The following is a 26362-nucleotide window of genomic DNA, read 5'->3' on the forward strand; positions in this document are numbered from 1 at the left end:
CTGGGTTCAGGGCAGCAGTGCGAAACGGCCGTTGCGGCCGCCGGGCTGCATTCTCACCTGGGCCACGTGGAAGCTTTGCTGCACCACCTCACCATCGGGGCTGAAGCTAATCTCGCCCAGGGGGGTGTCGTAGCGGCCAGAGAGCAGTTCGGCCATCAGAGCCTTGCGTGCCTCCCCCAGGGGAACCTTGTCCAGCGGCTGGCGTTGGTTCAGCCGCTGCAACGCTTCGGCCACCACCTGATAGGCCGTGAAGGCCTGGGCCGTGAGTTGGGGGGGGATCGCTCCGCCTTTGGCCTTTTGATACAAGGCCACAAAATCGCGGTTCACGGGCGTGTCGAGCTCGGGGCTGTAGGCCTGGGCGATCAGGATTCCCTCGCAGTAGGCCTGGCAGATCGGATAGATGTTCGGAGTGTTCATGCCATTGCCCACCACGATCGCGCCCCTGTAGCCCAGCTCCCGCAGCTGACGGATCAGGTTGCCCCCATCCACCGCCTGGGCCGAGATCACGATCAGATCGGGCGTCTCGCGCAGGGTGGCTGTGATCTGGTTCTGAAAATCCTGGTCATTGAGCTGGGTGCGCTGCACCGTCACGGGTTTGAGCCCCTTGTCGGTGAGGGCCTTCTGGAAGATGGCGGTCTCGGAGGTGCTGTAGGCGTCGTCCTGGGCGTAGAACACCGCCGCCCGCCGGATCGAAGGGGTCAGCTGCAGGGCCTTGGCGATTGAAAGGGGAGCAATCTCGGTGCTGGGGGCCGACACCCGGCTGATGAAGCTGCCGATCTGGGGAATGCCAGTGGCGGTGTTGGAGGGGGCCACCACCGGCACGCCGCGCCGCTGGGCGATCGGGTCGGCCGCGAAGGCCTGCTGGGAGAGGGTCGGACCGATCAGGGCCACCATCCCGGCATCGATCAGCAGGTTGAAGGCCTGGCTGGCGGTGGCCTCATCGCCGCCGCCGTCCTCGAGGCGCAGGTTCAGCTCCAGGCCACCCTGAGGGTTGGTGCTCTGGCGTTGCTGGAACCAGGTCTGAGCGAGCTTCAGGCCGATCTGCTGATCCTGCCCGTAGGCATTGGCATTGCTGGTGAGCGAGAGCACCGCCCCGACGGGGACACCACCCTTGAGCTGCAGCAGCTGGTCTTCGGCGCGGGGGCCGCAGGCCACCAGAGCGGACCCCACGGCCAGAGCGGCCCCCAGGGCGGCCGCGATCCGGAAGCGCTGGCCTGCCTGCATCAGGCGATGGCGGCGAAGCAGTCGCGGAAGGCCCTGAGGGTGGCTTCGATGTCGGCGTCGCTGTGGGCCAGGGAGGTGAACCCCGCCTCGAAGGCACTGGGGGCCAGGTAGACACCGCGCTCGAGCATGGCCCGGTGCAGCCGGCCGAAACGCTGGCTGTCGGTGGCCTTGGCTTCTTCGAAGTTGCGCACCGGCCCCTCACAGAGGAAGAAGCCGAACATGGCGCTGATGGAGCCGCCGCAGATCGGCAGGCCGGCCTCGCGACCTGCCGCCAGGATGCCATCGCTGAGGCGCTTGGTGATCGCCTCCAGCCGTTCGTAGGTGCCGGGCTGCTTCAGCAGCTCCAGAGTCTTGATGCCCGCGGTCATCGCCAGAGGATTGCCGCTGAGGGTGCCGGCCTGGTACATCGGCCCGGCCGGTGCCACCATCGCCATGATCTCGGCCCTGCCGCCATAGGCGCCCACCGGCAGGCCGCCGCCGATCACCTTCCCCAGGGTTGTGAGATCGGGGGTGATGCCGAAGCGGGCCTGGGCGCCGCCATAGCTGATGCGGAAGCCCGTCATCACCTCATCGAAGGTGAGCAGGGCGCCGTGCTCGGTGGTCAGTTCGCGCAGGCCCTCGAGGAATCCCGGCTCGGGTGTGATGAAGCCGGCGTTGCCCACCACGGGCTCAAGGATCACCCCGGCGATTTCGCCGGGGTTGTCGGCGAAGAGCTGCTTCACCGCCTCCAGGTCGTTGTAAGGGGCGGTCAGAGTGTTGGTGGTGGTGCTGCGCGGCACCCCTGGGGAATCCGGCAGTCCGAGCGTGGCCACGCCCGAGCCTGCCTTCACCAGGAACATGTCGGCGTGGCCGTGGTAGCAGCCCTCGAACTTGATCAGCTTGTCGCGGCCGGTGAAGGCCCGCATCAGCCGCAGCACCGACATGCAGGCTTCGGTGCCGGAATTCACGAAGCGCACCATCTCCACGCTGGGGACCGCCTCGATCACCATCTCCGCCAGGGTGTTCTCCAGGGCGCAGGGGGCACCGAAGCTGGTGCCCTTGTCGAGGGCCTCATGCAGGGCGGCGATCACCTCGGGGCGGGCGTGACCACAGATCGCCGGCCCCCAGCTGCCGATGTAATCGATGTAGCGGTTGCCATCCACGTCCCAGGCGTAGGCGCCCTTGACCCTGTCGAAGACGATCGGGTCACCGCCCACCGAGCGAAACGCCCGCACCGGTGAACTGACCCCACCGGGCATCAGGGTCTGTGCGGCACTGAAGAGGTCCTGGGAACGGGATGTGTTCAGGGCAGGAACCGAAACAGGGGCCGAAGTCAAGGCGTGATCCGCGAACGTTGAAGGGGGTGAGGAGCTGGGGCCGACCCTGAGGACTGCCGTGGCACCACCCGACCATGGTGCATCCTCGCCCAACGGACTGCCGTTCGCGTCAGCAGAAGCACCGGCAATGCCAGCGGAACACGCCTTCAGACTCCAACGGACCTCCCGGTTGCGCAAGACTTCGCAACGAGTTTTCCCGGCCCAGGGCTCCTGGAGGGTGCCCACCCGCCTAGCTCGCTATCGTCAAGGTGCTGCCCGTTGTTGTTGGCTGACCCCTTGGCCGAGCCGCCTGCCCTGACCCTGCCCTGGGGGCGGATCGAGCGGCGACTGCGTCAGTTGCTGCCCGCCAGGGCGGTGGTGGCCCGTCGCCCGGAGCTGCTCACTTATGACAGCGATGGCCTGACCCTGCAGCGGCATGAGCCACCCCTGGTGGTGTTGCCCGAAACCACGGAACAGGTGGCAGCGGTGTTGCGTCTCTGCCAGGAGGAGGGGGTGCCCTTCGTGGCCCGGGGCAGCGGCACCGGCCTTTCCGGGGGTGCCGTAGCCGAACAGGAGTCGCTGCTGGTGGTGACCAGCCGCATGCGCTCGGTGCTGGCTCTTGATCTCGAGAACCAGCGCATCACCGTGCAGCCGGGAGTGATCAACAGCTGGGTCACCCGCGCCGTGGCCGGCGATGGCTTTTACTACGCCCCCGATCCCTCCAGCCAGGTGGTCTGCAGCATCGGCGGCAACGTGGCCGAGAACGCCGGTGGGGTGCACTGCCTCAAGTACGGCGTCACCAGCAATCACGTGCTGGAGCTGGAGGTGGTGCTCCCCGATGGCCGGGTCACCCGCCTGGGGGGCAGCCTGGCGGAAATGCCCGGCCTGGATCTGCGCGGAGTCTTCATCGGCAGCGAGGGCACCCTCGGCATCGCCACCGCCATTACCCTGCGGCTGCTGCCTCAGCCCCAGACGGTGCAGGTGCTGCTGGCTGATTTCCCCTCAATGGAAGCGGCCGGTGAGGCCGTGCGCCGTGTCACCGAAGCGGGGGTGCTGCCGGCGGGGATGGAGATCATGGACAACTTCACGATCAACGCCGTTGACGACCTCTTCGGCTGCGATGAGTACCCCCGCGATGCGGCGGCGGTGCTGCTGATCGAGCTCGATGGCCGCCTGGAGGAAGTGAGCGCCGCGGCGGAGCGGGCGATGGAGCTCTGCTGCCAGGCCGGCGCCCGTTCCCTGCGCCAGGCCGAATCCGAGGCCGATCGAGCCCTGCTCTGGAAGGGCCGCAAGTCGGCCTTCGCGGCCGTGGGCCGGATCACCCCCACGTATTACGTCCAGGACGGGGTCGTTCCCCGCAGTGCCCTGCCGCAGGTGCTGGCGGCGATTGAGGAGCTCAGCCGCCGCTACTCCCTGCCGGTGGCGAACGTCTTCCATGCCGGCGACGGCAATCTGCACCCGCTGATCCTCTACGACGTCAGCCAGATCGACGTGCAGGAGCGGGTTCAGGCCCTCGGCGCCGACATCCTGCGACTCTGCATCGACGCCGGCGGCAGCATCACCGGCGAGCATGGGGTGGGCGCCGACAAGCGCTGCTACATGGATTGGATGTTCTCCCCCGACGACCTGGGCACGATGCAGCTGGTGCGCAACGCCTTCGATCCCGAGGGCCGAGCCAACCCCGGCAAGCTCTTCCCCACTCCTCGCAGCTGCGGTGAGTCGGCTCGCCGTGCCCGCAGCGTGCGCGTACAGGTGGCCTCCGGTGAGGAATCCTGCAGTGAGGCTTCCGATCACTCCCTGGCGGCACCGATCGAGGTGTTCTGAGCGCGCAGTGTTGAGCCCCTGGCTGGCCCACAGCGGGCTCAGGCGGCCACTGGCACCTGGTAGCGGGCGATTCGCGCGAAACCGGTGGGATCCAGTGAGGCTCCTCCCACCAGCACCCCGTCGATGTCGGGCTGGGCCATCAGCAGGTCGATGTTCTCCGCCTTGACCGAGCCGCCGTACTGGATCACCACATCCTCGTAGCCCACCCAGCCACGGATCAGGGCGCAGAGGCGGTTGGCCTCTTCGGCGCCGCAGGTTTTGCCGGTGCCGATCGCCCAGATCGGTTCGTAAGCCACCACCAACTGGGTGGGATCGAGGCCTTCGAGGCCCTGGTCCACCTGGCGGCGGATCACCCGCTCGGCCTCGCCTGCCTCCCGCTGGGAATCGCTCTCGCCCACGCACAGAATCGGGATCATTCCCGACTTCTGGGCCGTGCGCGCCCTCAGATTGATCTGCTCGTCGGTTTCGCTGTAGTACTTGCGCGGCTCGCTGTGGCCCACGATCGCGTGGCTGACGCCATGCTCCAGCAGCATCGGCGCCGAGATCATGCCGGTGTAGGCCCCCACGTCGTCCCAGTGCACGTTCTGCGAGGCGATCTTCACAGCACTGCCCTCGAGGGCCTCACTCAGGGCGGCGATGGCGGTGAACGGTGGGGCCAGCACCACCTCCCGATCACTGGGCAGGTTTCCCAGAAGAGGCAGGAAGGCGGAGGCATAGGCCCGGGCCTCGGCGCAGGTCATGTGCATCTTCCAGTTCCCTGCAATCACCGCCTTACGCACAGGATCGTCCTCGCCCGGAACTGCCTGACAACCTAGGTCTCGGCGGGGACCACCAGTTTCATTCGCGCGAGCTCCACCGTGTCTCCGGGCAGCAGCTGACGGCCGCGGCGACACTCCACCGCTCCGTTGACCCTGACTTCTCCGCCCTGCACCCGCACCTTGGCTTCACCGCCGGTTGCCACCAGGCCCTGGAACTTGAGGAATTGATCAAGCCGCAACAGACGAAGGGCCGAATCGGCGCTGATAGGGTTCGCCGATGCTCGCACCCCCATCGGCCGGCTTTCGTGGGCTGCTGCCGCTGCTGAAGCCTCACAGCCGCCGGCTGGTGGCCGGCGGCCTGTGCATGCTCGTGTTCGTGGCCTGCTGGCCCCTGCTCGCCGCCCTGGCTGGCCAGCTGATTCCGGCCATCGGTGCGGGCGATTTCCCTCGGGTGCTACGGGCGATCTCCCTGGCCCTGGCGGTGTTTCTGGTGCAGAAGCTGGCCCAGTTCGGCCAGGACACCCTGCTGGCCTCGCCAGCGCTGCAGGTGAGTCAGGCCCTGCGCAGTCAGCTGTTTGCCCGCCTGCAACGGCTGGAGTTCTCGGCCCTGGAGAAGCTCTCGGCCGGTGATCTCACCTATCGCCTCACCGAAGACGCCGACCGGGTTGGTGAGGTGATCTACAAGACAATTCAGGACACCACCCCGAGCCTGCTGCAGCTGGTGGTGGTGTTCGGCTACATGGTCTTCCTGGACTGGAAGCTCTCCCTCGCCACCCTGCTCCTGGCCCCTTTGGTGGCGGTGATGGTCAGCGGGTTCGGCGCCCGGGTGATGGGAGCGGCTGAGCGCAGCCAGAAGCAGGTGAGCGAGCTGGCGGGGTTGCTGGCCGAAGCCATCGGTGGTCTGCCCCTGGTGCGGGCCTTCGCGGCCGAGGCCTGGCTGCAGAACCGCTTCGAGCAGGAAATCGATCTGCACCGTCGCGCCCGTTATCGCACCCTGCGGCTGCTGGCCCTGCAGCATCCGGTGGTGGGCTTCATCGAAGCAGCCGGCATCCTCTCGGTACTTCTGATCGGGGCGGCACGCATCCAGGCCGGTGGGCTCGACAGTCAGGGCTTCAGCTCCTATGTGGCTGCCCTGCTGATGCTGATCGATCCGATCTCGCACCTCACCACCAATTACAACGAGTTCCAGCAGGGGCAGGCGTCCCTCAACCGCCTGCGAGAGATCGAGCGCGAGCCGATGGAGATCCCCGACAGCCCCGGGGCCCAGCCCCTGGGGCCGGTGCGCGGGGCCCTTCGGCTGGAGCATGTCTGGTTTGGTTACGACCCGGAACAGCCTGTGCTCCGCGATCTCGATCTGTGCGCGGAGCCCGGACAGTTGGTGGCCCTGGTGGGCCCCTCGGGTGCTGGCAAGAGCACCCTGTTTTCGTTGCTGTTGCGCTTCAACACTGCGCAGAGTGGGCGTGTGCTGCTCGATGGCCAGGACCTCGCGGGCCTGCGGGCCGCCGACCTGCGCCGGGCCGTGGCCCTGGTGCCCCAGCAGAGCCGGGTGTTCTCCGGCAGTGTTGCCGAGGCGATCCGCTTCGGCCGTCCCGCCAGCGACGAGCATGTGCGTCAGGCGGCGCGCTTGGCCAATGCGGCCGACTTCATCGAGGCCCTCCCCGAGGGTTATCACTCCCGAATCGAGGAGCGGGGCAGTAATTTTTCCGGCGGCCAGCTCCAGCGCATCGCCATCGCCCGGGCAGTGCTCGGTGATCCCGCGGTGCTGCTGCTGGATGAGGCCACCAGCGCCCTCGACGCCGAGGCGGAAGAGGCGGTGCAGCAGGGCCTGAAGCAGGCGATGGCCGGCCGCACCGTGCTGGTGATCGCCCACCGGCTCTCCACAGTGCAGGGGGCCGACCAGATCCTGGTGCTCGAAGGTGGCGGCATCATCGAGCGCGGCAGCCATGATCAGCTCATGGCGCGTCCCGGCCGCTACCGCGAGCTGTGCGACCGTCAGTTGATCCGGGTGGCAGCCTGAGCTGTCAGCGTTGATGCCACGCTCCAGTTTCCGCCGTTCAGTTCCACGCTCGAGCGACCATGGCTGAAATGCCCCAGTGGGAGTACCGGGTGATCCACATCAACGTGGAGAACACCTCCCCGCCCCAACCGCCTGATCCCCAGGCCGCCAGCCAGAAGCTGCAGGGGATCCTCAGTCCGGAATTCATCGCCCGGGAGTTTCCCGAGTTCTACGGCGCCTCCCAGACCCCCCGTCACCCGGCAGAGCAACTGCAGTTCTTCATGAACCTGCTCGGCAAGGAGGGTTGGGAAATGGTGGAGGCGGCCCAGGTGGGCCCGCTGCTGATGTTCTTCTTCAAGCGGATTCGCCGCCCAGCCCCGGCCAAGCTGCCGCCAGCCGGCACGTCGCTGGCCGCCCCGGGCGCCGAGAGCCCGCCGGGGGCGGCCTAACCTGCCCCCCGACGACACAGTGTTGACCTTGACGGCCTCTCCCAACCAACCCCCCGTTCTCACCTTCGAGGGCAAGCGCTACGAACTCAATGCTCTTCCCGACGACGTCAAGGAACTGGTGCGGGGCATGCAAGTGGCCGATGCCCAGCTGCGCCTCTACGAAGACACCCTCAAGGTGCTGGCCGTGGGCCGCCAGTCGATGGCGTTCCAGCTGAACGAACGGCTCAAGAGCATCCCCGCCCTGCCGGACGGGGTCTGAGCGAAGCCCGTGTCAGTCCCCGGAGGTCTGTGGCAGCGGCTCGAGGGCCTCGAAGCGGAAGGTCTGCACACTGCTCCCCCCCGGCGCTTCGGGATCCTCGCTGCTGATCACCCGCTCACTCAGCACCCAGGGGCCCTCACCGGCCAGAGGCACAAAGGTGTCGGTGAAGGAGCTCTTTCCACCGCGGGCCTCGCCCGTGGCCGGATCGCTGTACTGGCTGCTGTAGGTGTGGCTGAGGTAGCCGGCACCGGTGTCGGTGGTACTGCCGGTGAAGATCGTCACCACAGTGCCGTGGATCTGGCGGTGCACCATCGTGACCACCGAATCCTTGATGCGGTAGCGGTCGCCGGCGTTCTTGCCGCCCACGATCACCTCGAGGCCCACGGCGTCGGTGTCGCCGGCGCTGAAGGTGTTGGCGCCGTGGGTCTGCTCGAAGCTGCGGCGCACCCGGTGGATGCACACTTCCCAGAGCTGAGAGCCGATCGCCTTGGTGATCTCCTCGTCCTCGATGCCCTCCACGCTGGCCTTGAGATCGGCGCCCACGCGGAACTGACCTTCCACCCGCTGATCTCCCTGCTCCCAGACGCAGCGGCCCTGGTAGCCACCGAAGCCCGGCTCCCAGGTGTAGCGGTTCTCGTAGGAGGCGCGGAACAGCTCGCGGATGTCGCTGCCCGGGGCGATCGAGGCGTTGGCGGCCGGGTTGACGCTGGCGCTGATGGGGGTGGCGGTGCCGGTCAAGGATCCGAGGGCGAAGGAGGCCCTCAACCCTAACGAGCGGGACGGGGGTGGATGTCCTGGAGCGCGGCCACGGTGAGCTCCTGGCTCTGAAGTGTGGCGATGGCTTCCACCGCCGCACGGGCACCGGCCAGGGTGGTGACCGTGGGCACGGCGTAGTCGAGGGCCGCGCGGCGCAGGTATTTGTCGTCGTGTGTGGCCTGACGGCCGATCGGCGTGTTCACGATCAGCTGGATGCGGCCGGAGCGGATCGCGTCCTCGATGTTGGGGCGGCCTTCATGCACCTTCAGGATCGACTCCACCTCCAGGCCCGCCTCCCGCAGCACCGCGGCGGTGCCGGTGGTGGCGATCAGGGCCAGGCCCAACTCCGAGAGGCGCTCGGCGACGGGCACCAGGGAGGGTTTGTCGCGGTCGTGGGTGGAGAGAAAGACGGTGCCGCTGATGGGCAAGGCTTCACCGGCGGCGATCTCGGCCTTGGCATAGGCCATGCCGAAGCTGGCGCCACTGCCCATGACTTCCCCGGTGGAGCGCATTTCCGGCCCGAGCAAGGTGTCGGAGCCGGGGAAGCGCTTGAAGGGCAGCACCGCTTCCTTGACGTTCTGCAGGGGCGGTTTGGGCTCACTGATCAGACCCAGCTCGCTGAGGCTGTGGCCGGCCATCAGCAGGCTGGCGATCTTCGCCAGAGGGACTCCGGTGGCCTTGGCCACGAAGGGCACTGTGCGAGAGGCGCGCGGATTGGCCTCGATGATGAACACCCGCTCGGCCTGCACGGCGAACTGAAGGTTGATCAGGCCGCTCACATCAAGGGCCAGGGCCAGGGCTTCGGTCCACTGGCGGATCGTGGCCAGGGCCTGCTGCGAAAGCGACACCGCCGGCAGGGCGCAGGCCGAATCCCCTGAGTGGATGCCGGCAGGCTCGATGTGTTCCATCAGGCCGCCGATCACCACCATGCCCTGCCGATCGGCGAGGGCATCGACATCCACCTCGATGGCGTTCTCGAGATATTGATCGATCAGCACCGGGTGGTCGGGCTCCACCTGCACGGCCTCCACCATGTAGCGGTTGAGTTCAGCCTCATCGAAGACCACCTCCATGGCGCGGCCCCCGAGCACGTAGCTGGGGCGCACCACCACCGGATAGCCGACCCGATCGGCCACGGCGCGGGCCTCGGCCTCGCTGCGGGCCAGGCCGTTGCGCGGCTGGCGGATGTTGAGCTGACGCAGGATCGCCTCGAACTGCTCCCGGTCTTCGGCCTGATCAATCGACTCCGGTGAGGTGCCCCAGAGGCGGGTGCCGGTGACCTGGCCCTCCGGTCCCGCCAGCCAGCGCAGGAGCGGCAGGGCGAGCTTGAGCGGGGTCTGGCCGCCGAACTGAACGATCACCCCCTCGGGTTTCTCCGCCTCGATCACGTTGAGCACGTCTTCGAGGGTGAGCGGCTCGAAGTAGAGACGGTCGCTGGTGTCGTAGTCGGTCGAAACCGTTTCCGGGTTGCTGTTCACCATCACCGTGGCGAAGCCATCAGCCCGCAGGGCGAAGGAGGCGTGGCAGCAGCAGTAGTCGAACTCGATGCCCTGGCCGATGCGGTTGGGCCCGCCCCCGAGGATCATCACCTTGCGTCGGCTCTCGGGCCGCACCTCATCCTCCTGGGCCAGGCGGATCGCTCGGCCTGCATTGTCGAGGCGCTCCAGCGGCCGTTCGTAGGTCGAGTAGTGGTAAGGGGTGGTGGAGGCGAATTCCGCTGCGCAGGTGTCCACGGTTTTGAACACCGCGTTCACCCCGAGGCCCTGGCGGGTGCGGCGCACGCTCAGCTCATCGCTGCCGCTGGTCCAGGCGATCTGGCGGTCGGAGAAGCCCAGTTGCTTCAGCTCCAGCAGATCCGCCGCTGAGAGTTGCTCGAGAGTCCGTCCCCGCAGCAGCCGCTCCTCGGCCTCGATCAGTCGCCGGAGCTTGGCGAGGAACCACGGATCGATGGCGCTGAGCTGGTGGATCTCCTCGTCGCTGCGGCCCGCCACCATCGCGGCGCGCACCGCGAAGATGCGATCCGGAGAGGGGGTGCGCAGCATCCGCTCCAGGTCGCTGGGCTCCAGGGGCTTGTCGGGGCGGTCGCAGCCCCAGCCGGCATGGCCGGTTTCCAGGGAGCGAAGCGCTTTCTGGAACGATTCCTCGAAGCAGCGGCCGATCGCCATCGCCTCGCCCACCGATTTCATCGAGGTGGTTAGCACCGCCGGTGAGCCCTGGAACTTCTCGAAGGCGAAGCGCGGAATCTTGGTCACCACGTAGTCGATCGTGGGCTCGAAGCAGGCCGGTGTGGCGCCGGTGATGTCGTTGAGGATTTCGTCGAGGGTGTAGCCCACGGCCAGGCGGGCGGCGATCTTGGCGATCGGGAAGCCGGTGGCCTTGGACGCCAGGGCCGACGATCGACTCACCCTCGGGTTCATCTCGATCACCACCACGTCGCCGTTGGCGGGGTTGATCGCGAACTGGATGTTGCTGCCGCCGGTCTCCACGCCGATCTCGCGGATGATCGCGATCGACTGGTCGCGCAGGCGCTGGTACTCCCGGTCGGTGAGGGTCTGGGCTGGGGCCACGGTGATCGAGTCACCCGTGTGCACCCCCATCGGGTCGAGGTTCTCGATGCTGCAGATGATCACCACGTTGTCGGCGAGATCACGCATCACCTCCAGCTCGAATTCCTTCCAGCCGATCAGCGACTGCTCGATCAGGATCTGGCTGACCGGGCTGGCCTCGAGACCGCTCTTGCAGAAGGCCTGGAATTCCTCGGGGTTGTAAGCGATCCCGCCGCCTGAGCCTCCCAGGGTGAAGGCCGGCCGGATGATGCGGGGATAGGTGCCGATCTCTTCACCCACGCGCTCGGCTTCCTCCAGGGAGGAGGCGATGCCGGACGGGCAAACGGCTACCCCGATCCGCTCCATGGCCTCCTTGAACAGGCGCCGGTCCTCGGCCTTCTGGATCGCCTGGAGGTTGGCGCCGATCAGCTCCACGCCGAAACGCTCGAGGGTGCCGTCCTCCGCCAGGGCCACGGCCAGGTTGAGGGCCGTCTGGCCGCCCATGGTGGGCAGCAGGGCGTCGGGGCGCTCCAGTTCAATCACCTGCCGCACCACGTCGGGGGTGAGGGGCTCGATGTAGGTGCGATCCGCCATCTCCGGATCGGTCATGATCGAGGCTGGGTTGGAGTTCACCAGCACCACCTCGTACCCCTCGTCACGCAGGGCCTTGCAGGCCTGGGTTCCCGAATAGTCGAATTCGCAGGCCTGGCCGATCACGATCGGTCCCGAGCCCAGCAGAAGGATGCGACGCAGATCCGACCGGCGGGGCATGGGCGGCGATTGAACTGCCAAACGAGGCCAGCCTCTCACGGCCCCACCACTGACCCGGGCGGTGGAGGGCTGTGTTCTCGCTAACGTGAGGATCTTGTGATCAGCGATCGTGGCTCCATGAGCGAACTCCAGCGCCTGAAGGGGCTCCTCCCTCCGGAGATGCAGAGCTGGGTGTTTGTCGAAGCGGCCGCCTCCGCCGATCCCCCGCTGATCACGATCGAGGAGATCGGCCGTGATGAGGTGGAGGTCCAGGTGGACCTGCTCAAATGGGAGCCCTTCGCCCTCGACCACCGCAACCTGCTCTTCTGGCATGAGGTGGGTCGCATCCAGAACGATGCCGTTCCCCGCGACGGTTGGGAGATGGCGGCCCTGGCCATCGGCCTCGGAGGCGCCATCGGCGAGCTCTGGGTGCAGGACGGGCTGCTGCTGATGATGGCCCTGGGGCTCTCCGGCTTCGCCGGCTACCGCCTCTATCTCAAGAACAACAACGAGAAGCGCCTGCAGGACGCCATCGCTGCCGACGAGCGAGCCATTTCTCTGGCCTGCCGCTTTGGCTACACCCTCCCCAACGCTTACAAGAGCCTGGGCGGCGCCCTCAAGGAACTGCTTGAGCAGACTCGTAAGAAGCGTCGTCGCTCCTTTTACGACGACCGCCTCGAGGCTCTGCGCAAGAGTGCCGGCCGTGCCAGAGCTGAAATGGCTCAGCAGCAGGGAAGCCGCCAATCTGTGACCAGTGAGAACGTCTATGGCTGAGTCAGCCCCCAGCCCAGCCTTGGTCTCCTCCACTGACAGCCGGGCCCTGGCCCTGCTGGCCGCCGAGGCCTGTGACGACCGCAAAGCCGTGGAGATCTGCCTGATCCGGGTTGAGGAGGTCTCGTCCCTGGCCGACTGGTTTGTGATCTGCTCCGGCCTCTCCGATGTTCAGGTGCGGGCCATCGCCCGCTCGGTGGAGGACCGGCTTGAGCTGGAGGCCGATCGCCTGCCCCTGCGCAAGGAGGGCCAGAGCGAAGGCCGCTGGGTGCTGCTCGACTACGGCGAGCTGATCGTGCATGTGCTCACACCGGCTGAGCGCCGCTACTACGACCTGGAGTCCTTCTGGGGGCACGGTGAACATGAGCCATTCCTAAGCTCGGAGCCGGCACTTCCCCAATGAGTTGTCCCTCTGGGACAGTTCCGCACCAGCCCAGCGACCGCCCGGTGACTTTCCTGTGACTGCCATGGATCAGGCCTGTTCGGAGAGTCCATGCCCGGTCCCGCCCGAGCAGCGTCCCCTCGAGGAATACCGGCAGCTGTGCGCTTCATGGTTCTTCGCCTGGCCGGCGCTCACCAATGCGGGCCTGAGGCGGCCCCTGCTGATCAGCTGGCTTCTGGCCTTGCCACTCACCGTCTTGATCAGCTCCGGCAGCTGGCCCCTGCGCCACGACCCTCTGCGCCTGGCCGCCACGGCCGCGGTGGCGGCCGTGCTGCCGTCCCTGCTGTTGCTGACGCGTCAGTGGTTGGGCTGGACCTACGTCAACCGTCGCCTGATCTCCGAGCGGGTGGAGTACGAGGAATCCGGGTGGTACGACGGCCAGGTGTGGGAGAAGCCCCTGGCCTGGCGTCAGCAGGATCTGCTGGTGGCCCGCCATCAGGTGCGGCCGGTGCTGGTGAGGCTGCGGCAGGCCCTCAGCCTCGCCCTGCTGTTGCTTCTGGGGGGTGCTGGCCTCTGCCAGGCTCTTTGAGCGCTCCACCCGCGGTCCCTTCCCCTCCCCGATGACCCTGTCCTCCAGCTTTGGCAGCCCACAGCGCCCCGGGGTTCCTCCCCTGGAGGTGCGCCTGCTGCGCAACGGCATCGCGGAGTCGCTCCATCGCGTCCATGCGGCGGTCTGCGACAAGCGCGGCCGGGTGCTGATGCGCGCCGGCGACCCTCAGCAGCTCAGCTTCGTGCGCTCGGCGCTGAAGCCTTTCCAGGCCATGGTTTTTGTGAGCAGCGGCGCCGCTGATCAGACTGGCAGTGGTGACCGCGGACTGGCCATCGCCTGCGCCTCCCACACCGGCACCGCCGCCCACGCCCGCGAGGCCTTCAAGCTGCTCTGGAGCGCCGACATCGAAGCCGAGCAGCTGCAATGCCCCACCCCGGCAGGGGCCGACAGTCCTCTTCAGCACAACTGTTCCGGAAAGCACGCGGCTTTTCTCACCACTTGCCGGCGTCTGCACTGGCCTCTGGAGAGCTATCTCCACGTGGACCATCCCCTGCAGCAGCAGATGCTGCGCCGGGTCGGGGAGCTGCTGGGGCTGCCGGGGGCTGAGCTGGTCACCGCCCGCGACGACTGCGGTGCGCCCACCCTGCAGCTGCCCCTGGCCCAGATGGCCCTGCTCTTCGCCCACCTCGGCTCCTCCGAGCATGCGGATCTGGAGCGGCTCAGCCGGGCGATGCTCGCCCACCCGGAGCTGGTGGCCGGCGAAGGCCGCTTCGACACCGAGCTGATGGCCCGGGGTCACGGCATGGTGATCAGCAAGGGCGGCGCCGAGGGCATCCAGTGCATCAGCCGCATGGGCGAGGGGCTGGGACTGGCGATCAAAGTGGAGGACGGCGCCAGCCGGGCCAAGCACGCGGTGGCTCTCCACCTGCTCGAGCAGCTCGACTGGCTCACCCCGATCACCCTTGAAGACCTCAAGCGGCAGTTCCTGGTGCCCGGGGAGGGACTCGAGCTGGCGGTGAGTGGCGAGTTGCGCTTCGATGCCGCCACAGCCTGAGGGCTGCGGTTTGCTGGCAGGCACCTCGGGCTGGTACTCTCCATTGGGCGCCGCGGGGTAGAGCAGTCTGGTAGCTCGTCGGGCTCATAACCCGAAGGTCAGGAGTTCAAATCTCCTCCCCGCCACCAAATCACAGAGCCCGATCATCTTTTGATGGTCGGGTTTTTTGATGGCCGCCCTCCCCTGAAGCCCTGCCCTAGCCTCGCCCTCTGCTGCCGGCTGGGAAGCCCACGGATGTCGTCTGGCCTCGCCGCGTCCCCCCGCTTCGATCCCTCGATCACCTACGACGCGGTGGTGGTGGGCTCAGGAGCCACGGGCGGAGTGGCCGCCATGGTGCTGGCGAAGGCGGGCCTGCGGGTGCTGGTGCTGGAGGCGGGCCCCGATCTGAGCCCGGCGAAAGCCTTCGGCCGGGAGCCAGGCAATAGCCTGCGCCGGCTGGCCAACCTCAGCAGCGGTCGCCAGAAGCTGCAGAGCCAGCACCCGGGGTACTGGAAGGCCAACCCCGATCTCTACGTCGATGAGATCAAGAATCCGTACACCACTCCAGAGCAGCGGCCTTTCCTGTGGAGCCGAGGCCGGCAGGTGGGCGGCAAGAGTCTCACCTGGGGCGGCATCACCCTGCGCCTCTCGGACCACGAGTTCAAGGCGGCCGAGCGGGATGGCCATGGCCTGCCCTGGCCGATCGCCGGGGAGGATCTCGCCCCCTACTACGACCGCCTCGAGCGCATGCTCAGGGTGCATGGCCAGCGCGACGGCCTGCCCCAGCTTCCTGACGGCCAGTACCTGCCTCCCCTGCCGTTCACTCCCGCCGAGGAGCATCTGGGTGGCGCGATCGCCCGCGAGCTGGGTCTGCCCCTGATCCACTCGCGCGGCTTCCGGCTGCAGCGGCGCACGGCCAGCAGCCCCTGGCCCCGCTCCTGCTCCCAGGGCGCTGCCCTGGCCCATGCTCTCGAAAGCGGCAGGGTGAGCCTGCGCAGCGATGCGGTGGTGAGCCATGTGGAGATCGGCGGGGGCGGCCTCGCTGATGGGGTCGTCTTCCTCGATCGTCTCAGCGGCGTTCGCCACCGCGCCCGGGCCCGGCTGGTGGTGCTCTGCGCCTCCACCCTCGAGAGCGTGCGGATCCTGCTTCACTCCGGCGACTCGCATCAGAGCCGGGGCCTGCCTGATGGCTCGGGCTGCCTGGGGCGCTACCTGATGGATCACATCTCCAGCAGCCGCTTCTTCGCCCTGCCCGATCAGCCGCCACCGGCTGAGGCGGCGGAGCTCTCCGGGGCTGGCAGTGCCTTCATCCCCAACACGGTGAACCTCGAGGGCCGCGGTGATCTGCCCTTCCTGCGTGGCTATGGCCTCTGGGTGGGGGTGCAGCGCTTCGATCCGCCCGAACCCCTCAAGCGCCACCGCCGCGAGGCGGTGGGGTTCCTGATCGGTCACGGTGAGGTGCTGCCCCGGGCCGGGAACCGGCTCACGCTCAGTTCCTCCATCAGCGATGCCTGGGGGCTGCCGGCCGCCCACATTGACTGCCACTGGGGCGAGAACGAGTTGCAGATGATCGCCCACATGCAGGATCGGATGGAGCAGGTGGTGGCTGCTGGCGGAGGGGAGATCCACCCCCTCCAGGACCTGTTCCTGTTCCCCCTGGCTGAACCACTGGTTCGCCGCGGCGTGGCGCTCGCCCCCACGGCAGCCCCGCCCGGTTATTACATCCACGAGCTGGGCGGCGCTCGCATGGCTTCAAGCCCGGAGAACGGGGTGCTTGATTCCTGGAACCGCCACTGGCAGGCGCCGAACCTGCTGGTGACCGACGGATCCTGCTGGCCCAGTGCCGGCTGGCAGAGCCCGACCCTGACCGAAATGGCGATCACCTGGCGGGCCTGCGAGCGAGCGGCGGCGGAGCTGCACCGCTCGGGCATGTGAGCGGCTGCACACCAGCGGGGGCAACTGGTGTCGACGACCACAACCTGGCTGGATCACAGGCCGCACAATCTGCAGGCGACCTTTCAACGGGTCGGGCAAGGGAGAAACGGCGGGAGCGGCAGCTTCCGCTTTTTTTTGCGCTCTTTTTTGCGCCGCTGCCGGCGCTCAGCTGGAGCCGGCCTTCATGAACAAGCCATCGAGGTAGTGCTGGGTCACGCAGCGGTCGCTGCAGCCGTTCTGGAACAGGAAGCCGGCCAGGGCGGAGGTGATCAGGCGGTACTGATCCCAGTGAGGGTGGCTGCGCATGAACTCGTGCATGCCGTTGAAGAGGTCTTCGGGGATCTCCGCTTCCAGGCTGATGTCAGCGCTGCCCCGGGGCTCTTGGCCATCGTGATGCATGGGCGTGGATCCTCTTGGGTGGAACCAGAAAGCCACGAAGAGGGGGGTGCCGTCAAAACGGTCAGGCGGCGTCGAATCCACCCGGCCCAAGGCTGAGACAGCCAGCCCTTGAGCGGTCTGGCACCCCTTGGCGAGGACCCGGGCAGGGGGCGCAAAGGGCTGGCGGCGGGCTGTCAAGTTCTGGCCCTGGGGAAGGGCGGAATCCCCAGGGCCAACGCCGTGGCGGCCTGTTAGGCCCCTAAACCTGTGGAAAAACCCCTCTCGACCTGGGGAAAACCCCATCGACCTGGGGAAATCGTTGATGCATCAGCAGGGCTTATGCCTGGCGTGTCTCCTGCGACTCGGCTGGGATCGAGACAGGTGAGCCTGCCGAGCCGAGGCTGCGGGGGCCGAGGGGATGGTCCGCCTGGGGATAGGGCGCGTGGGTGTGCGCGTGGCCTGGACCGTGGCTGTGGGAGTGGTCGTCATGCCCGTGGCTGTGGCCCATGGGAATCGGTACCCCGTCGGGCTGGCAGGCGCCGGTGCACTCCCGTTCGCAGAGGGTGCAGCTCTCCACCAGACCCTCCACGTGGTGGTGGTGGCTGCGCTGGGGAGCCCCCACCTCGCTCTCGAAGCCCAGCACCTGGTCCCGGTATTTGCACAGGGAGCAGTTCATCTGCGTGTCCCCCCGGACCACCTCCTCCACCCGCTCGCGGAAGGTGTCAAGCACCAGGGGGTGATCCCCCAGGTAGCTGGCCGAGAGGAACTCGATCTCGGGGTGATCGGCCGCCACCCGCTGGCTGTGCTGCTGGATCCGGCTCACCAGCACTCCCGAGAACAGGAAATAGGGGAAGACGACGATGCGGCGGAAGCCCAGCTTGATGGCATGGCGCAGGCCAGGCTCCACCAGTGGGAAGGTGACGCCTGAATACAGGGTCTCCCCCCAGCCGAAGCCCATGCCCTCCACCAGCATCCGCGTCACCTTGCTGACGTTGGAGTTGGCATCGGGATCAGATGAGCCTCGTCCCACCACCACCAGCAGGGTGTCGTGCAGCGGGACGGAGGGGGCGGCCTGCTCCAGGCAGGCGCTGATCCGGGCGGCGGCGGCCTGGATCATCTTGCGGTCGATCCCCAGCTCCCGGCCGTAGTCGATGCGCAGGCCGGTTTCGGCCGCGTAGGTGTTGAGCACCGAGGGGATGTCGTTCTTGGCATGACCGGCCGCGAACAGCATTCCCGGTACCGCCAGCACATGCTCCACCCCCTGGGCCCGCAGATTGTCCAGGCCATCCCGCAGGATCGGGCGGGCAAATTCCAGGTAGCCGTAGTCGACGGGCACCCCCGGCAGACGGGTGCGCAGCCCCTCGGCCAGCTGGGCGAACTCGCCAACAGCCAGGCGGTTGCGGCTGCCATGACCGCAGACCATCACGCCGAGTTTGCCGTGGGGGCCAAGGGCCGCCAGGGGTTGTGCTGGAGAAGAAACCATGGGCCGTCCTGCCTTGAGGGACCCTATCGCTCTCCCCTGGTGCGCTTCTGGCGCTTCAGGGCCCATGACCACCAGCTCACCCTCCACTTCCGGCTGGGCACCCTGCTGTCCCAGGGCTGAAGCAAGCCGTCAACAGCTCGGTTGCCCACCAGGGCTTCACGCTGGGGAGACGCTTACAGGCTGGGCCCGCCAGCTCTTCTGCCATGGAACGACCACTGGCCTTGATCGATCCCCTCATCCGCAGCGCGGTGCGCAGCGAGCCGCCGGCCTGGGGGGAGGGAGTGCGGCTGGGCCTCTGGCAGGGGGCAGGGTCGGCCGGCACCCCCGAGGCAGTGATCGAGAACCTGGAACGACTTGAAGCCGTTACCGCCCTGGCCGCCAGCAATCAGGTGCAGTTGCTGGCCTTCCCGGAGCTGTATCTCTCCGGCTATGCACTCAGCCACGAAGCAGCCTGGCGCCTGGCTGAGCCCCATGACGGCCCCAGCCTCAGGCGGGTGGCGGCTGCGGCCCGCCGCCACGGTGTGGCGATTGCCTGCCCCTATCCCGAGCGGGCCGTGGTGGCGGGCTGTGAGTGTCTCTACGACGCCATCGCCCTGTTCGATCAGGACGGCACCCTGCTGCGGAACTACCGCAAGACGCACCTCTGGGGACCCGACGAGGCACTGCTCTGGACGGCCGGCTACAGGGAGCCGGAGGAGGGTCCTGCTTACACGGTGCAGCGGGTGAACGGCCTGCCCCTGGGCCTGCTCAACTGCTACGAGGGTGAATTTCCTGAGCTCACACGGCTGCTGGTGCTGGCCGGTGCCCGGCTGGTGCTGATCCCCACCGCCGCTGACACCTGGATGCTGCTCTCCGACGGGCGGCGCACCGACCGCCCCTATCCGGATGTGTCGCGCACCCTGCTGCCGGCCCATGCCTTCTCGAGCCAGTGCTTCGTGGCCTATGCCAACCGCTGCGGCGAGGAGAGCGTTGGCGAGCAGGTCAGGGGGGCCTACCTGGGTAACAGTGTGGTGGCGGCGCCTGATGGCTCGCTGCTGCTGGCGGCCAGCGATGAGCCCACCCTGCTGATCGCCGACTGCCGGCCGGGGGACTACGGGCCCAGCCACCCAGAGGGCACCACCTACCTCTCTGACCGGCGCACCGACCTCTACGGGCCCCTGGCGCAGCCTCAGGCGCTGTAGGCCTTGCGGGCCGGAATCGGGTAAGGAATGCGGCGGTGGCGCATGCGCCGCCACACCTTCACGAAGGAGCGGATCACCAGCTCCAGTTCGCCGCGGCTGATGCCGCTGTCGCGCAGCTGGCCATCAAGGCGCCGGGCATCGATCAGGCGTCGGACCATCGCCGCGGCCTCCTGCTCCGAGGTGCCTGGAGGTAGCGAGCGCAGGGCCGCTTCGCAGCCATCGGCAAGCATCAGGATCGCTGTTTCCCGACTCTGGGGAGTGGGGCCGCGGTAGCGAAAGGCGGCTTCCGGAGTGGATGGGTCGCGTTCGCGTGCCTGGTGGAAGAAGTAGCCCATCCGCAAGGTTCCCTGGTGCTCGGGAATGAAGTCTTCGAGGGGGCGGGGCAGGCGGTATTTCCGGGCCAGTTTGAGCCCCTCATCCACATGCGCCTGCAGAACCTTGGCGCTGCCGAAGGGATCGTCGAGCTCGTCGTGGGGGTTGGGTCCCTCGGACTGGTTTTCGATGAACCACTGGGGCGCATGCAGTTTGCCCACATCGTGGTAGAGCGAGCCCGTGCGGATCAGGTCCACGTCGGCGCCGATCGCCCGGGCGCCCTCCTCAGCAAGACCGCAGATCATCAGGGTGTGCTCGAAGGTGCCCGGGGCCTCTGTGGACAAGCGGCGCAACAGGGGCCTCTCCAGATCGGCCATCTCCAGCAGGCGAGCGCGCGTCAGCAGCCCGAAGAAGCTCTCCACCAGCGGGCCGAGCAGCAGGCCCCCCATCAACAGGCCCCCCATCAGCAGGGCCTCAGCGGCCAGTTCGGTGCCGCTCGGGGGCACCCGGGTGCGCCCATGCCAGAGGGCCACGCTCTGCAGTACCAGCCACTGCAGCACCAGGGCGCCGATCGGCAGCAGGATCGCTAGCTGCACCAGCTGGGCCCGGCTGCGCTGGCGGCCGGCCAGCACCGCCGCCGCCACCGCCACCAGGGCCGCCACCAGCAGACGCACTTCGCTGAAATCATCCAGCGGCTGGGGCCAGAGCAGGCTGGCCACCGCCAGCCAGCCCAGGCCGGCCGGCGTTCCCAGGGCCTGGGCCAGCAGCAGCGTCGGGGGCACCAGCAAGGCCAGGGGGCTGGCTGCGTTGCCGAGCCAGAGTTTGAAGCCCTGCACCACCGCCAGCATCGCCAGGGCGAGCAGGGCATGACGGGGCTCCAGGCTGCAGCGCCAGCGCCTCAGGATCAGCACCATCACCAGGCAGCCGGCCAGGGCTTCGATGAAGTACCCCATCCAGGCCCACAGCAGTGGTCGGCGGTTCACCAGCCCGAAGTAATCGAGCACGTCGTAGGCCTGAGGGCTGATCGGTTCCCCCTGGCGGGCGATCAGATCCCCTTTCTTGACCACGATGCGGGGAATACCCTGCTGGTTGAGCAGCTCCTCGATCAGTTGCTGGCTCATCAGCGGGTCGGTGCGCAGGTTGGTGCGCCCCTGGAGGTTGGTGGCCAGCAGGCGGGCCCCCAGGCTCAGTCCAGGCTCCTCCATCGGCGAGAGCTGGAGGCGGGCCGCCTGCTCCAGCTGGCGCTTGGCAAGGTTGCCCACGATTCCCTGGCTGAGCATGCGCTGCTGGGCCTTGCGCAGGGCCAGCTTCCAGCTGTTGAGATCCTTGGCCTCTCGCCCCACCAGCCAGGCTTGCTCCTGGGGGCTGAGGTTGAGCGGCCCAACCCGGGTCTGACTGCTACGCGACACCTGATCCAGTTCTTGCAGCTGCCGCTCCAGCCGCTCCTGCAGCATCTGGTTGGCCTCAAGATCCACCACCTGCACATGGGTGCGTGTCCCCAGCTGGGAGCGACGCTGCTCCAGGGCTTCGCTGTTGATGACGGTGGCGTCCTCAGGGGCGCTGACGCTGATCGGTGCTGCAATGCCCGGCCGCAGGCTCGGCTCCACCAGCCAGGGCCAGCTGGAGATCACGGCCACCAAGGCACAGGCCAGCAGGATCGCCGCCCAGTCCAGCCGGCCCCATGAGCAGAGGGCCTGGCATGGGCGTTCCTGCCGCAGCAGCCGCCTCCAGATGTTCTTGAGGCGACCCCGTCGCAGCACCTTCATCGTCGCTTGAAGCACAACGCTAGCCAGGGCGCCTGCGCGCGCTCCGCTGCATGCTGGGGTTGACCGCAAACATCAACCGATGGCCCTTCGCCTCGACGGCCGCCAACTCGCGGCGGAGCTGGAGAATCGCCTGCGCGGCGTCATCAGCGGGCGGCTTGAGCGGGCAGGCCGCCCGCCCGGCCTGGCGGTGCTTCGAGTGGGTGACGATCCCGCCAGTGGCGTCTACGTGGCCAACAAGGCCAAGGCCTGCGCCCGGGTGGGCATCCACAGCCTGGTGAAGCACCTTGGCGCCGACATCGCACCGGCGGAGCTGCTGGCCGCGATCACGGAGCTCAACAATGACCCGGCGGTGGATGGAATCCTGCTGCAATTGCCCTTGCCAGCCGGGCTCAAGGAAGCTCCGCTGCTGGCGGCGATCGATCCGGCCAAGGACGCCGATGGGCTGCACACCCTCAACCTCGGCCGGCTGCTCAAGGGCGAGCCGGGGCCGCGCAGCTGCACACCGGCCGGGGTGATGGCCCTGCTGGCCCGCCATGGGATCGATCCCGCCGGCCGCCGGGCCGTGGTGGTGGGCCGCAGCATTCTCGTGGGCCAGCCGATGGCCCTGATGCTGCAGGCCGCCGATGCCACTGTGAGCGTGGCCCATTCCCGCACCCGTGAGCTGGCTGCCCTCACCCGCCAGGCGGAGATCCTGGTGGTGGCTGCCGGACGGCCGCGCCTGGTGGGCGCCGAGCATGTGAGCCCTGGAGCGGTGGTGGTGGACGTGGGCATCCACCGCCTGGACGGGGGCCTCTGCGGTGATGTGCGTTTCGAGGAAGTGGAGCCGCTGGCCAGCGCCATCACGCCGGTGCCCGGTGGTGTGGGGCCGATGACGGTGACGATGCTGCTGGTGAACACCGTGGTGAGCTGGTGGACGCATACGGAGGGGGGTGATCCAGGCCCAGGCTCTGTTGACAATCCATTGGCGGATCTGCTGCCCTGAGCCACCTCTGGACCGATGGCCTGAGAGAATCCCCGCCAGCGCGCTGGTAACCATGGCCGTGGCGGTGAGCACGGAGTTTGATTTCGCCGCCTACCTGGAGTCGGCTCGGGGGCAGGTTGAGCTGGCGCTCGAGGCGGCCCTCGGACCTGAGCGACCCGAGTCGCTGCGGGAGGCCATGCGCTACTCGCTGCTGGCCGGTGGCAAGCGCCTGCGCCCGATCCTCTGCCTGGCGGCCTGTGAACTGGCCGGCGGAGAGGTGGCTCTGGCCCTGCCCACGGCCGTCGCGCTGGAGATGATCCACACGATGTCGTTGATCCACGACGATCTCCCCGCCATGGACAACGACGACCTGCGCCGGGGGCGTCCCACCAACCACAAGGTCTACGGCGATGCCCAGGCGATCCTTGCCGGCGACGCCCTGCTGACCCGGGCCTTCGAGATGGTGGCCCTGCGCAGTCCAGGCGTGCCGGCCGAGCGCCTGCTGCAGGTGGTGGGTGAGCTGTCCCTCGCCGCCGGAGCCCCTGGGCTCGTGGGAGGACAGGTGGTCGACCTCGAGTCAGAAGGTAAGGATGTGGACCTCGCCACCCTGGAGTACATCCATCTGCACAAGACCGGTGCCCTGCTGCAGGCCTGCGTCCTCACCGGGGCCATGATCGCCGGAGCCCCGGAGCCCCTGCTGCAGGGCCTGCGCACCTATTCCCGGGGCATCGGCCTGGCCTTTCAGATCATTGACGACATTCTGGATGTGACCGCCAGCAGCGAGGTGCTGGGCAAGACCGCAGGCAAGGACCTCACCGCTGACAAAACCACCTACCCGAAGCTGCTGGGCCTGGAGGAATCAAGGCAACGGGCCGACGCTCTGGTGGCGGAGGCCAAGGCCGCCCTCCAGCCCTGGCAGGCCAGTGCCCAGCCTCTGCTGGCCCTGGCCGACTACATCACCAGCCGCGACCGATGATCGGTTCTCCCCTCACGGATGGCCCCCTGATTCAGTTGCTCGACAACGGCGTGCTGGCCTGGGCTCTGATTGCCTGCGGTCTGGCCCAGCTCGGCAAGTTGCTGGTGGAGCTGGTGGAGCATGGCCGCTGGCGGCCGGCTGTGCTGTTCGAAACCGGGGGCATGCCCTCCAGCCACTCGGCCCTGGTCACCGGGGCCTGCGCCGGCATCGGCTGGGAGCTGGGTTTTGCCGATCCCCTCTTTGCTTTCTCCTGCACCATCGCTTTCATCGTGATGTATGACGCGAGCGGGGTGCGCCGGGCAGCGGGCCTCCAGGCCGCCCGCCTCAACGCCCTGCCCGGCTCCCTCTGGACCCCCGAGCCGCTTGCTCAGCTCAAGGAGAGCCTCGGCCACACCCGCTCGGAGGTGCTGGCCGGCAGCCTGATCGGCCCGGCGATCGCCCTGACAGGGCTGGCCCTGGCCGGATCACCGCTGCACATTGCCCAGGGGTGGGGTTGGCTGCCCCTGGCCTGAGCGACAGCGCGCCCGCTGGCCCGCCTCAGCTCACCACCTCCCAGCAGCGTGCCGTTGACTCCTTCACGGAATGGCTGGCGCGACCCGCCCGGGATCAGCCTTTCGTGCTCAGCGGCTATGCCGGCACCGGCAAGACCTTCCTGTCGATGGTCTTTCTCGCCGCGGCCGAAGCCAGGGGCCTCTGCTGGACCGCGGTGGCCCCGACCCACAAGGCCGTGGGGGTGCTGCGGGGGTATCTGGAGTTGGCGGGTCTGCGGCCCACCTGGCACCCCTCCACCCTGCACCGGCTGCTGCGCCTGAAATTACGCCGCCAGGGGGGGCGCGAGGTCTGCGAGGAGACCGATCAGACCGCCCTGGCCCTGGAGCACCTCGGGCTGGTGCTGATCGATGAGGCCTCGATGGTGGATGGCAGCCTGCTGCGCTTCAGCCTGCAGGGGGCCCATCCCTACGGCACCAGGCTGGTGTTCGTGGGTGATCCGGGCCAGTTGCCGCCGGTGGGGGAAGCGAGCAGCCCGGTGTTTGCACTGCAGCGGGCCTGCCGCGCCGATCTCACTGAGGTGGTTCGCCACCAGGGCCCGGTCCTGCGCCTGGCCACCGCCCTGCGTCAGGAGCAGCTTCCCTGCCGTCTGCCTCCGGTGGGGCCCCAGCGGCAGACGGCCCAGGGGGATGTGGCTGTGTTGGAGCGCGGCGCCTGGCTGGCGGCCGCCCAGGCGGCCCTGCGCCGAGCCGCCGCCAGCGACGATCCCGACCAGGCCCGCATCCTCTGCTACACCAACCGTTCGCTGGAGCGGCTGGTGCCCCTGGCCCGCCGCGCCATCCACGGCGCCATGGCCGACCAGTTGCCGGTGCTGCCTGGCGAGGTCCTGCTCAGCCGCATGGCGGTGATGGCGCCGGCCTGCTGCCAGGGGGCCGATGGGGGCGAGGAACCGGACATGGTGCTGGCCTCGAACCGGGAGGTGCTGGTGCGGGATGTGACCCCGGAACGCTGCGATCTGGCCGAGTTCGGCGTGGCGGAGGCCCCGGTGATCGACACCCAGCTGGTGGAGGTGGCCTTCGGTGAGACCCCCCTGAGCTTGCGGCTGCTGCCGCCGGTGGGAACCACTGCCCGGGAGCAGCTGGAGGCCGTGCTCGCCACCTTGCGGCGTCAGGCCCGGGAGGCGGGTCAGGACAAGGGCCGCTCCCTCTGGCGCCGCTACTTCCTGGTGCGTGATGCCTTCGCTTCCCTGGGCCCTGCCGCGGTGCTCACCGTGCATCGCTCCCAGGGGAGTGGGTTCGGGGAGGTGTTCATCGATGCCGATGTCTTCTGGCCGTCCGATCTGCGCCTGCGCCGCCAGCTGGTCTACGTGGCCGTCACCCGCGCGCGGCGCGGGGTGTGGCTGGCTGGCGGGTCCGGCAATGTGGCAGATCGCCGCTGCTGGCAGGAGGCCCTTGCCGAGGACCCCAGCTCCCCTCAGCCAGCTGAAGCCCCTCGATGCCCTGCCAGGCCAGATAGGCCGCCAGGGCCAGGCTGATCGTGCCATCACCAGCTCGCCATTGGCGTAGAGGCTCTGCTTGCCCCGTTGCAGCAGCGGCAGCACCCTCTGCCGGCCCAGGGCCACCCCCAGGACCGGCAGCAGCAGCAGCAGGCTGGCCGCCAGGGTGAAGAAGCCAGCCAACAGCAGCTCCTGGCCGCGGCCCAGGCCAGCGGCCAGCAGGGCGGAAGCGCCTTTGGCCATCAGCACCACGTCGTCGGGGCTGATCAACTCGATCGCCACACTCACGCCGATCAGCAGCGGCAGAGGCAGGGCGCAGAAGCGATCCAACTGGCGAATCCAGCCGGCGGGTTCTTCCCCGCCAGCCTTGGTGGGCAGCAGATCCCTAATCCCCAGCGCCAGCAGAGCCCCGGCGCCGATCAGATCCAGGCCGGTGCGGTGGTCGCTGCCCTTCTCCATGGTCAGCAGCAGGCCGTGGCCCACGGTCAGCATCAGGGCGATCATCGTGGCGATGGTGAGGATCCAGCTCAACAGGAACAGCCCCCCCCGGCGCAGGGGATCGGGCCCGAGCAGCAACAGCAGCAGCAGTCCGATGTGGATCGGGCTGAGGCTGATGCCGCTGCCGTAGGCGAACAGCTCAGCCCAGAGCGTGGCATCGGTCATGGGGCTGGCGTGCGGCAGGGGACGTTCCAGCGCAGGATGACGGGTTGCTCCCATTCCCGGCCGTGCCAGGTGGAGCCATGACGGATCAACCACGGCTCAGGGCTGGCTGGAGCATTCGGAGCGGCAGCTG

The 26362-nt window shown here is 68.1% G+C and carries 23 protein-coding genes, 1 tRNA gene and 1 pseudogene; 15 read left to right on the top strand and 10 right to left on the bottom strand.

Annotated elements, in window-relative coordinates; genetic code table 11:
* Positions 1-6: 6 nt before the first annotated feature.
* Both WH5701_RS04380 and hemL read right to left on the bottom strand, forming a co-directional pair.
* Positions 7-1224, bottom strand: coding sequence for an ABC transporter substrate-binding protein (locus WH5701_RS04380; protein ID WP_006170790.1), 1218 nt, complete (start codon positions 1222-1224; stop codon positions 7-9).
* Positions 1224-2510 (bottom strand): glutamate-1-semialdehyde 2,1-aminomutase, encoded by a 1287-nt coding sequence (gene hemL, locus WH5701_RS04385; protein WP_050751442.1) that lies wholly within the window; start codon positions 2508-2510, stop codon positions 1224-1226. Before hemL ends, WH5701_RS04380 begins: the two co-directional genes overlap by 1 nt.
* 306 nt (positions 2511-2816) lie before the next feature.
* On the opposite strand from hemL, the gene WH5701_RS04390 reads away from it, so the two are divergent.
* The gene (locus tag WH5701_RS04390; protein WP_006170792.1) at positions 2817-4343 is read left to right on the top strand and encodes an FAD-linked oxidase C-terminal domain-containing protein; all 1527 of its coding nucleotides are present in this window, start codon (positions 2817-2819) and stop codon (positions 4341-4343) included.
* A gap of 38 nt (positions 4344-4381) precedes the next feature.
* Here the strand turns inward: WH5701_RS04390 and tpiA are convergent, their stop codons facing one another.
* Together tpiA and WH5701_RS04400 are read right to left on the bottom strand one after the other, a co-directional pair.
* Positions 4382-5122 (bottom strand): triose-phosphate isomerase, encoded by a 741-nt coding sequence (gene tpiA / locus WH5701_RS04395; RefSeq protein WP_037979603.1) that lies wholly within the window; start codon positions 5120-5122, stop codon positions 4382-4384.
* 32 nt (positions 5123-5154) lie between these two features.
* The gene (locus WH5701_RS04400) at positions 5155-5340 is read right to left on the bottom strand and encodes an RNA-binding S4 domain-containing protein (protein WP_006170795.1); all 186 of its coding nucleotides are present in this window, start codon (positions 5338-5340) and stop codon (positions 5155-5157) included.
* A 38-nt stretch (positions 5341-5378) separates the two neighbouring features.
* Between WH5701_RS04400 and WH5701_RS04405 the strand changes: the two genes are divergently transcribed.
* Genes WH5701_RS04405 through WH5701_RS04415 form a run of 3 tightly spaced genes read left to right on the top strand, consistent with a single transcriptional unit; the run spans position 5379 to position 7805 of the window.
* Entirely contained in the window at positions 5379-7118 is a 1740-nt protein-coding gene (locus WH5701_RS04405; protein WP_006170797.1) for an ABC transporter ATP-binding protein, read from the top strand.
* Positions 7119-7177: 59 nt separating this feature from the next.
* The gene (locus WH5701_RS04410; RefSeq protein WP_156776544.1) at positions 7178-7546 is read left to right on the top strand and encodes a hypothetical protein; all 369 of its coding nucleotides are present in this window, start codon (positions 7178-7180) and stop codon (positions 7544-7546) included.
* Between the two features lie 28 nt (positions 7547-7574).
* Entirely contained in the window at positions 7575-7805 is a 231-nt protein-coding gene (locus WH5701_RS04415; protein ID WP_006170799.1) for a DUF6447 family protein, read from the top strand.
* 12 nt (positions 7806-7817) lie between these two features.
* Here the strand turns inward: WH5701_RS04415 and WH5701_RS04420 are convergent, their stop codons facing one another.
* Together WH5701_RS04420 and carB are read right to left on the bottom strand one after the other, a co-directional pair.
* Complete coding sequence (locus tag WH5701_RS04420; RefSeq protein WP_300972786.1) at positions 7818-8543, bottom strand: DUF3386 domain-containing protein; 726 nt, start codon at positions 8541-8543, stop codon at positions 7818-7820.
* Between the two features lie 29 nt (positions 8544-8572).
* Positions 8573-11878, bottom strand: a complete 3306-nt coding sequence (gene carB / locus WH5701_RS04425; protein WP_006170801.1) for a carbamoyl-phosphate synthase large subunit — start codon at positions 11876-11878, stop codon at positions 8573-8575.
* Between the two features lie 117 nt (positions 11879-11995).
* Here carB and WH5701_RS04430 point away from each other — a divergent pair, with 117 nt between their 5' ends.
* From WH5701_RS04430 to WH5701_RS04455, 6 genes are all read left to right on the top strand, one after another.
* Positions 11996-12631 (top strand): DUF3318 domain-containing protein, encoded by a 636-nt coding sequence (locus WH5701_RS04430; protein ID WP_006170802.1) that lies wholly within the window; start codon positions 11996-11998, stop codon positions 12629-12631.
* Entirely contained in the window at positions 12624-13031 is a 408-nt protein-coding gene (rsfS, locus tag WH5701_RS04435) for a ribosome silencing factor (RefSeq protein WP_006170803.1), read from the top strand. Before WH5701_RS04430 ends, rsfS begins: the two co-directional genes overlap by 8 nt.
* Before the next feature lie 64 nt (positions 13032-13095).
* Positions 13096-13599 carry a CGLD27 family protein gene (locus WH5701_RS04440; RefSeq protein WP_006170804.1) on the top strand — a complete coding sequence of 168 codons (504 nt, stop codon included), beginning with the start codon at positions 13096-13098 and terminating at the stop codon, positions 13597-13599.
* A 31-nt stretch (positions 13600-13630) separates the two neighbouring features.
* Entirely contained in the window at positions 13631-14614 is a 984-nt protein-coding gene (locus WH5701_RS04445; RefSeq protein ID WP_037980276.1) for an asparaginase, read from the top strand.
* A 51-nt stretch (positions 14615-14665) separates the two neighbouring features.
* Positions 14666-14742: transfer RNA gene (locus WH5701_RS04450), tRNA-Met, on the top strand.
* 106 nt (positions 14743-14848) lie between these two features.
* Positions 14849-16528 (top strand): GMC oxidoreductase, encoded by a 1680-nt coding sequence (locus tag WH5701_RS04455; protein ID WP_156776545.1) that lies wholly within the window; start codon positions 14849-14851, stop codon positions 16526-16528.
* A 165-nt stretch (positions 16529-16693) separates the two neighbouring features.
* On the opposite strand, the gene WH5701_RS04460 is transcribed toward WH5701_RS04455, so the two are convergent.
* Both WH5701_RS04460 and WH5701_RS04465 read right to left on the bottom strand, forming a co-directional pair.
* Positions 16694-16927, bottom strand: coding sequence for a DUF2811 domain-containing protein (locus WH5701_RS04460; RefSeq protein ID WP_006170809.1), 234 nt, complete (start codon positions 16925-16927; stop codon positions 16694-16696).
* Between the two features lie 316 nt (positions 16928-17243).
* Positions 17244-18389 (bottom strand): sirohydrochlorin chelatase, encoded by a 1146-nt coding sequence (locus tag WH5701_RS04465; RefSeq protein WP_006170810.1) that lies wholly within the window; start codon positions 18387-18389, stop codon positions 17244-17246.
* Positions 18390-18592: 203 nt separating this feature from the next.
* On the opposite strand from WH5701_RS04465, the gene WH5701_RS04470 reads away from it, so the two are divergent.
* Positions 18593-19570: a carbon-nitrogen hydrolase family protein gene (locus tag WH5701_RS04470; protein WP_006170812.1), complete on the top strand. Its 978-nt coding sequence runs from the start codon at positions 18593-18595 to the stop codon at positions 19568-19570.
* Here WH5701_RS04470 and WH5701_RS04475 read toward each other — a convergent pair.
* A complete protein-coding gene (locus WH5701_RS04475; RefSeq protein ID WP_006170814.1) occupies positions 19558-21648 on the bottom strand; it encodes an HDIG domain-containing metalloprotein in 2091 nt (696 codons plus the stop codon). The genes WH5701_RS04470 and WH5701_RS04475 overlap by 13 nt on opposite strands.
* A 79-nt stretch (positions 21649-21727) precedes the next feature.
* On the opposite strand from WH5701_RS04475, the gene folD reads away from it, so the two are divergent.
* From folD to WH5701_RS04495, 4 genes are read left to right on the top strand one after another with little or no spacing between them, the layout of a single operon-like run.
* The gene (folD, locus tag WH5701_RS04480) at positions 21728-22630 is read left to right on the top strand and encodes a bifunctional methylenetetrahydrofolate dehydrogenase/methenyltetrahydrofolate cyclohydrolase FolD (protein ID WP_006170815.1); all 903 of its coding nucleotides are present in this window, start codon (positions 21728-21730) and stop codon (positions 22628-22630) included.
* A gap of 52 nt (positions 22631-22682) precedes the next feature.
* Positions 22683-23585, top strand: coding sequence for a geranylgeranyl diphosphate synthase CrtE (crtE, locus tag WH5701_RS04485; RefSeq protein ID WP_006170816.1), 903 nt, complete (start codon positions 22683-22685; stop codon positions 23583-23585).
* Entirely contained in the window at positions 23582-24097 is a 516-nt protein-coding gene (locus WH5701_RS04490) for a divergent PAP2 family protein (RefSeq protein WP_006170817.1), read from the top strand. Before crtE ends, WH5701_RS04490 begins: the two co-directional genes overlap by 4 nt.
* A complete protein-coding gene (locus WH5701_RS04495) occupies positions 24073-25608 on the top strand; it encodes an AAA family ATPase (RefSeq protein WP_006170818.1) in 1536 nt (511 codons plus the stop codon). The genes WH5701_RS04490 and WH5701_RS04495 overlap by 25 nt, the downstream gene beginning before the upstream one ends.
* Before the next feature lie 63 nt (positions 25609-25671).
* Here the strand turns inward: WH5701_RS04495 and WH5701_RS18325 are convergent.
* A pseudogene (locus tag WH5701_RS18325) lies at positions 25672-26286 on the bottom strand (GAP family protein); the annotation flags it as partial.
* Positions 26287-26362 lie beyond the last annotated feature (76 nt).

The sequence above is a fragment of the Synechococcus sp. WH 5701 genome, assembly GCF_000153045.1.
GTDB lineage: Bacteria > Cyanobacteriota > Cyanobacteriia > PCC-6307 > Cyanobiaceae > Regnicoccus_A > Regnicoccus_A antarcticus.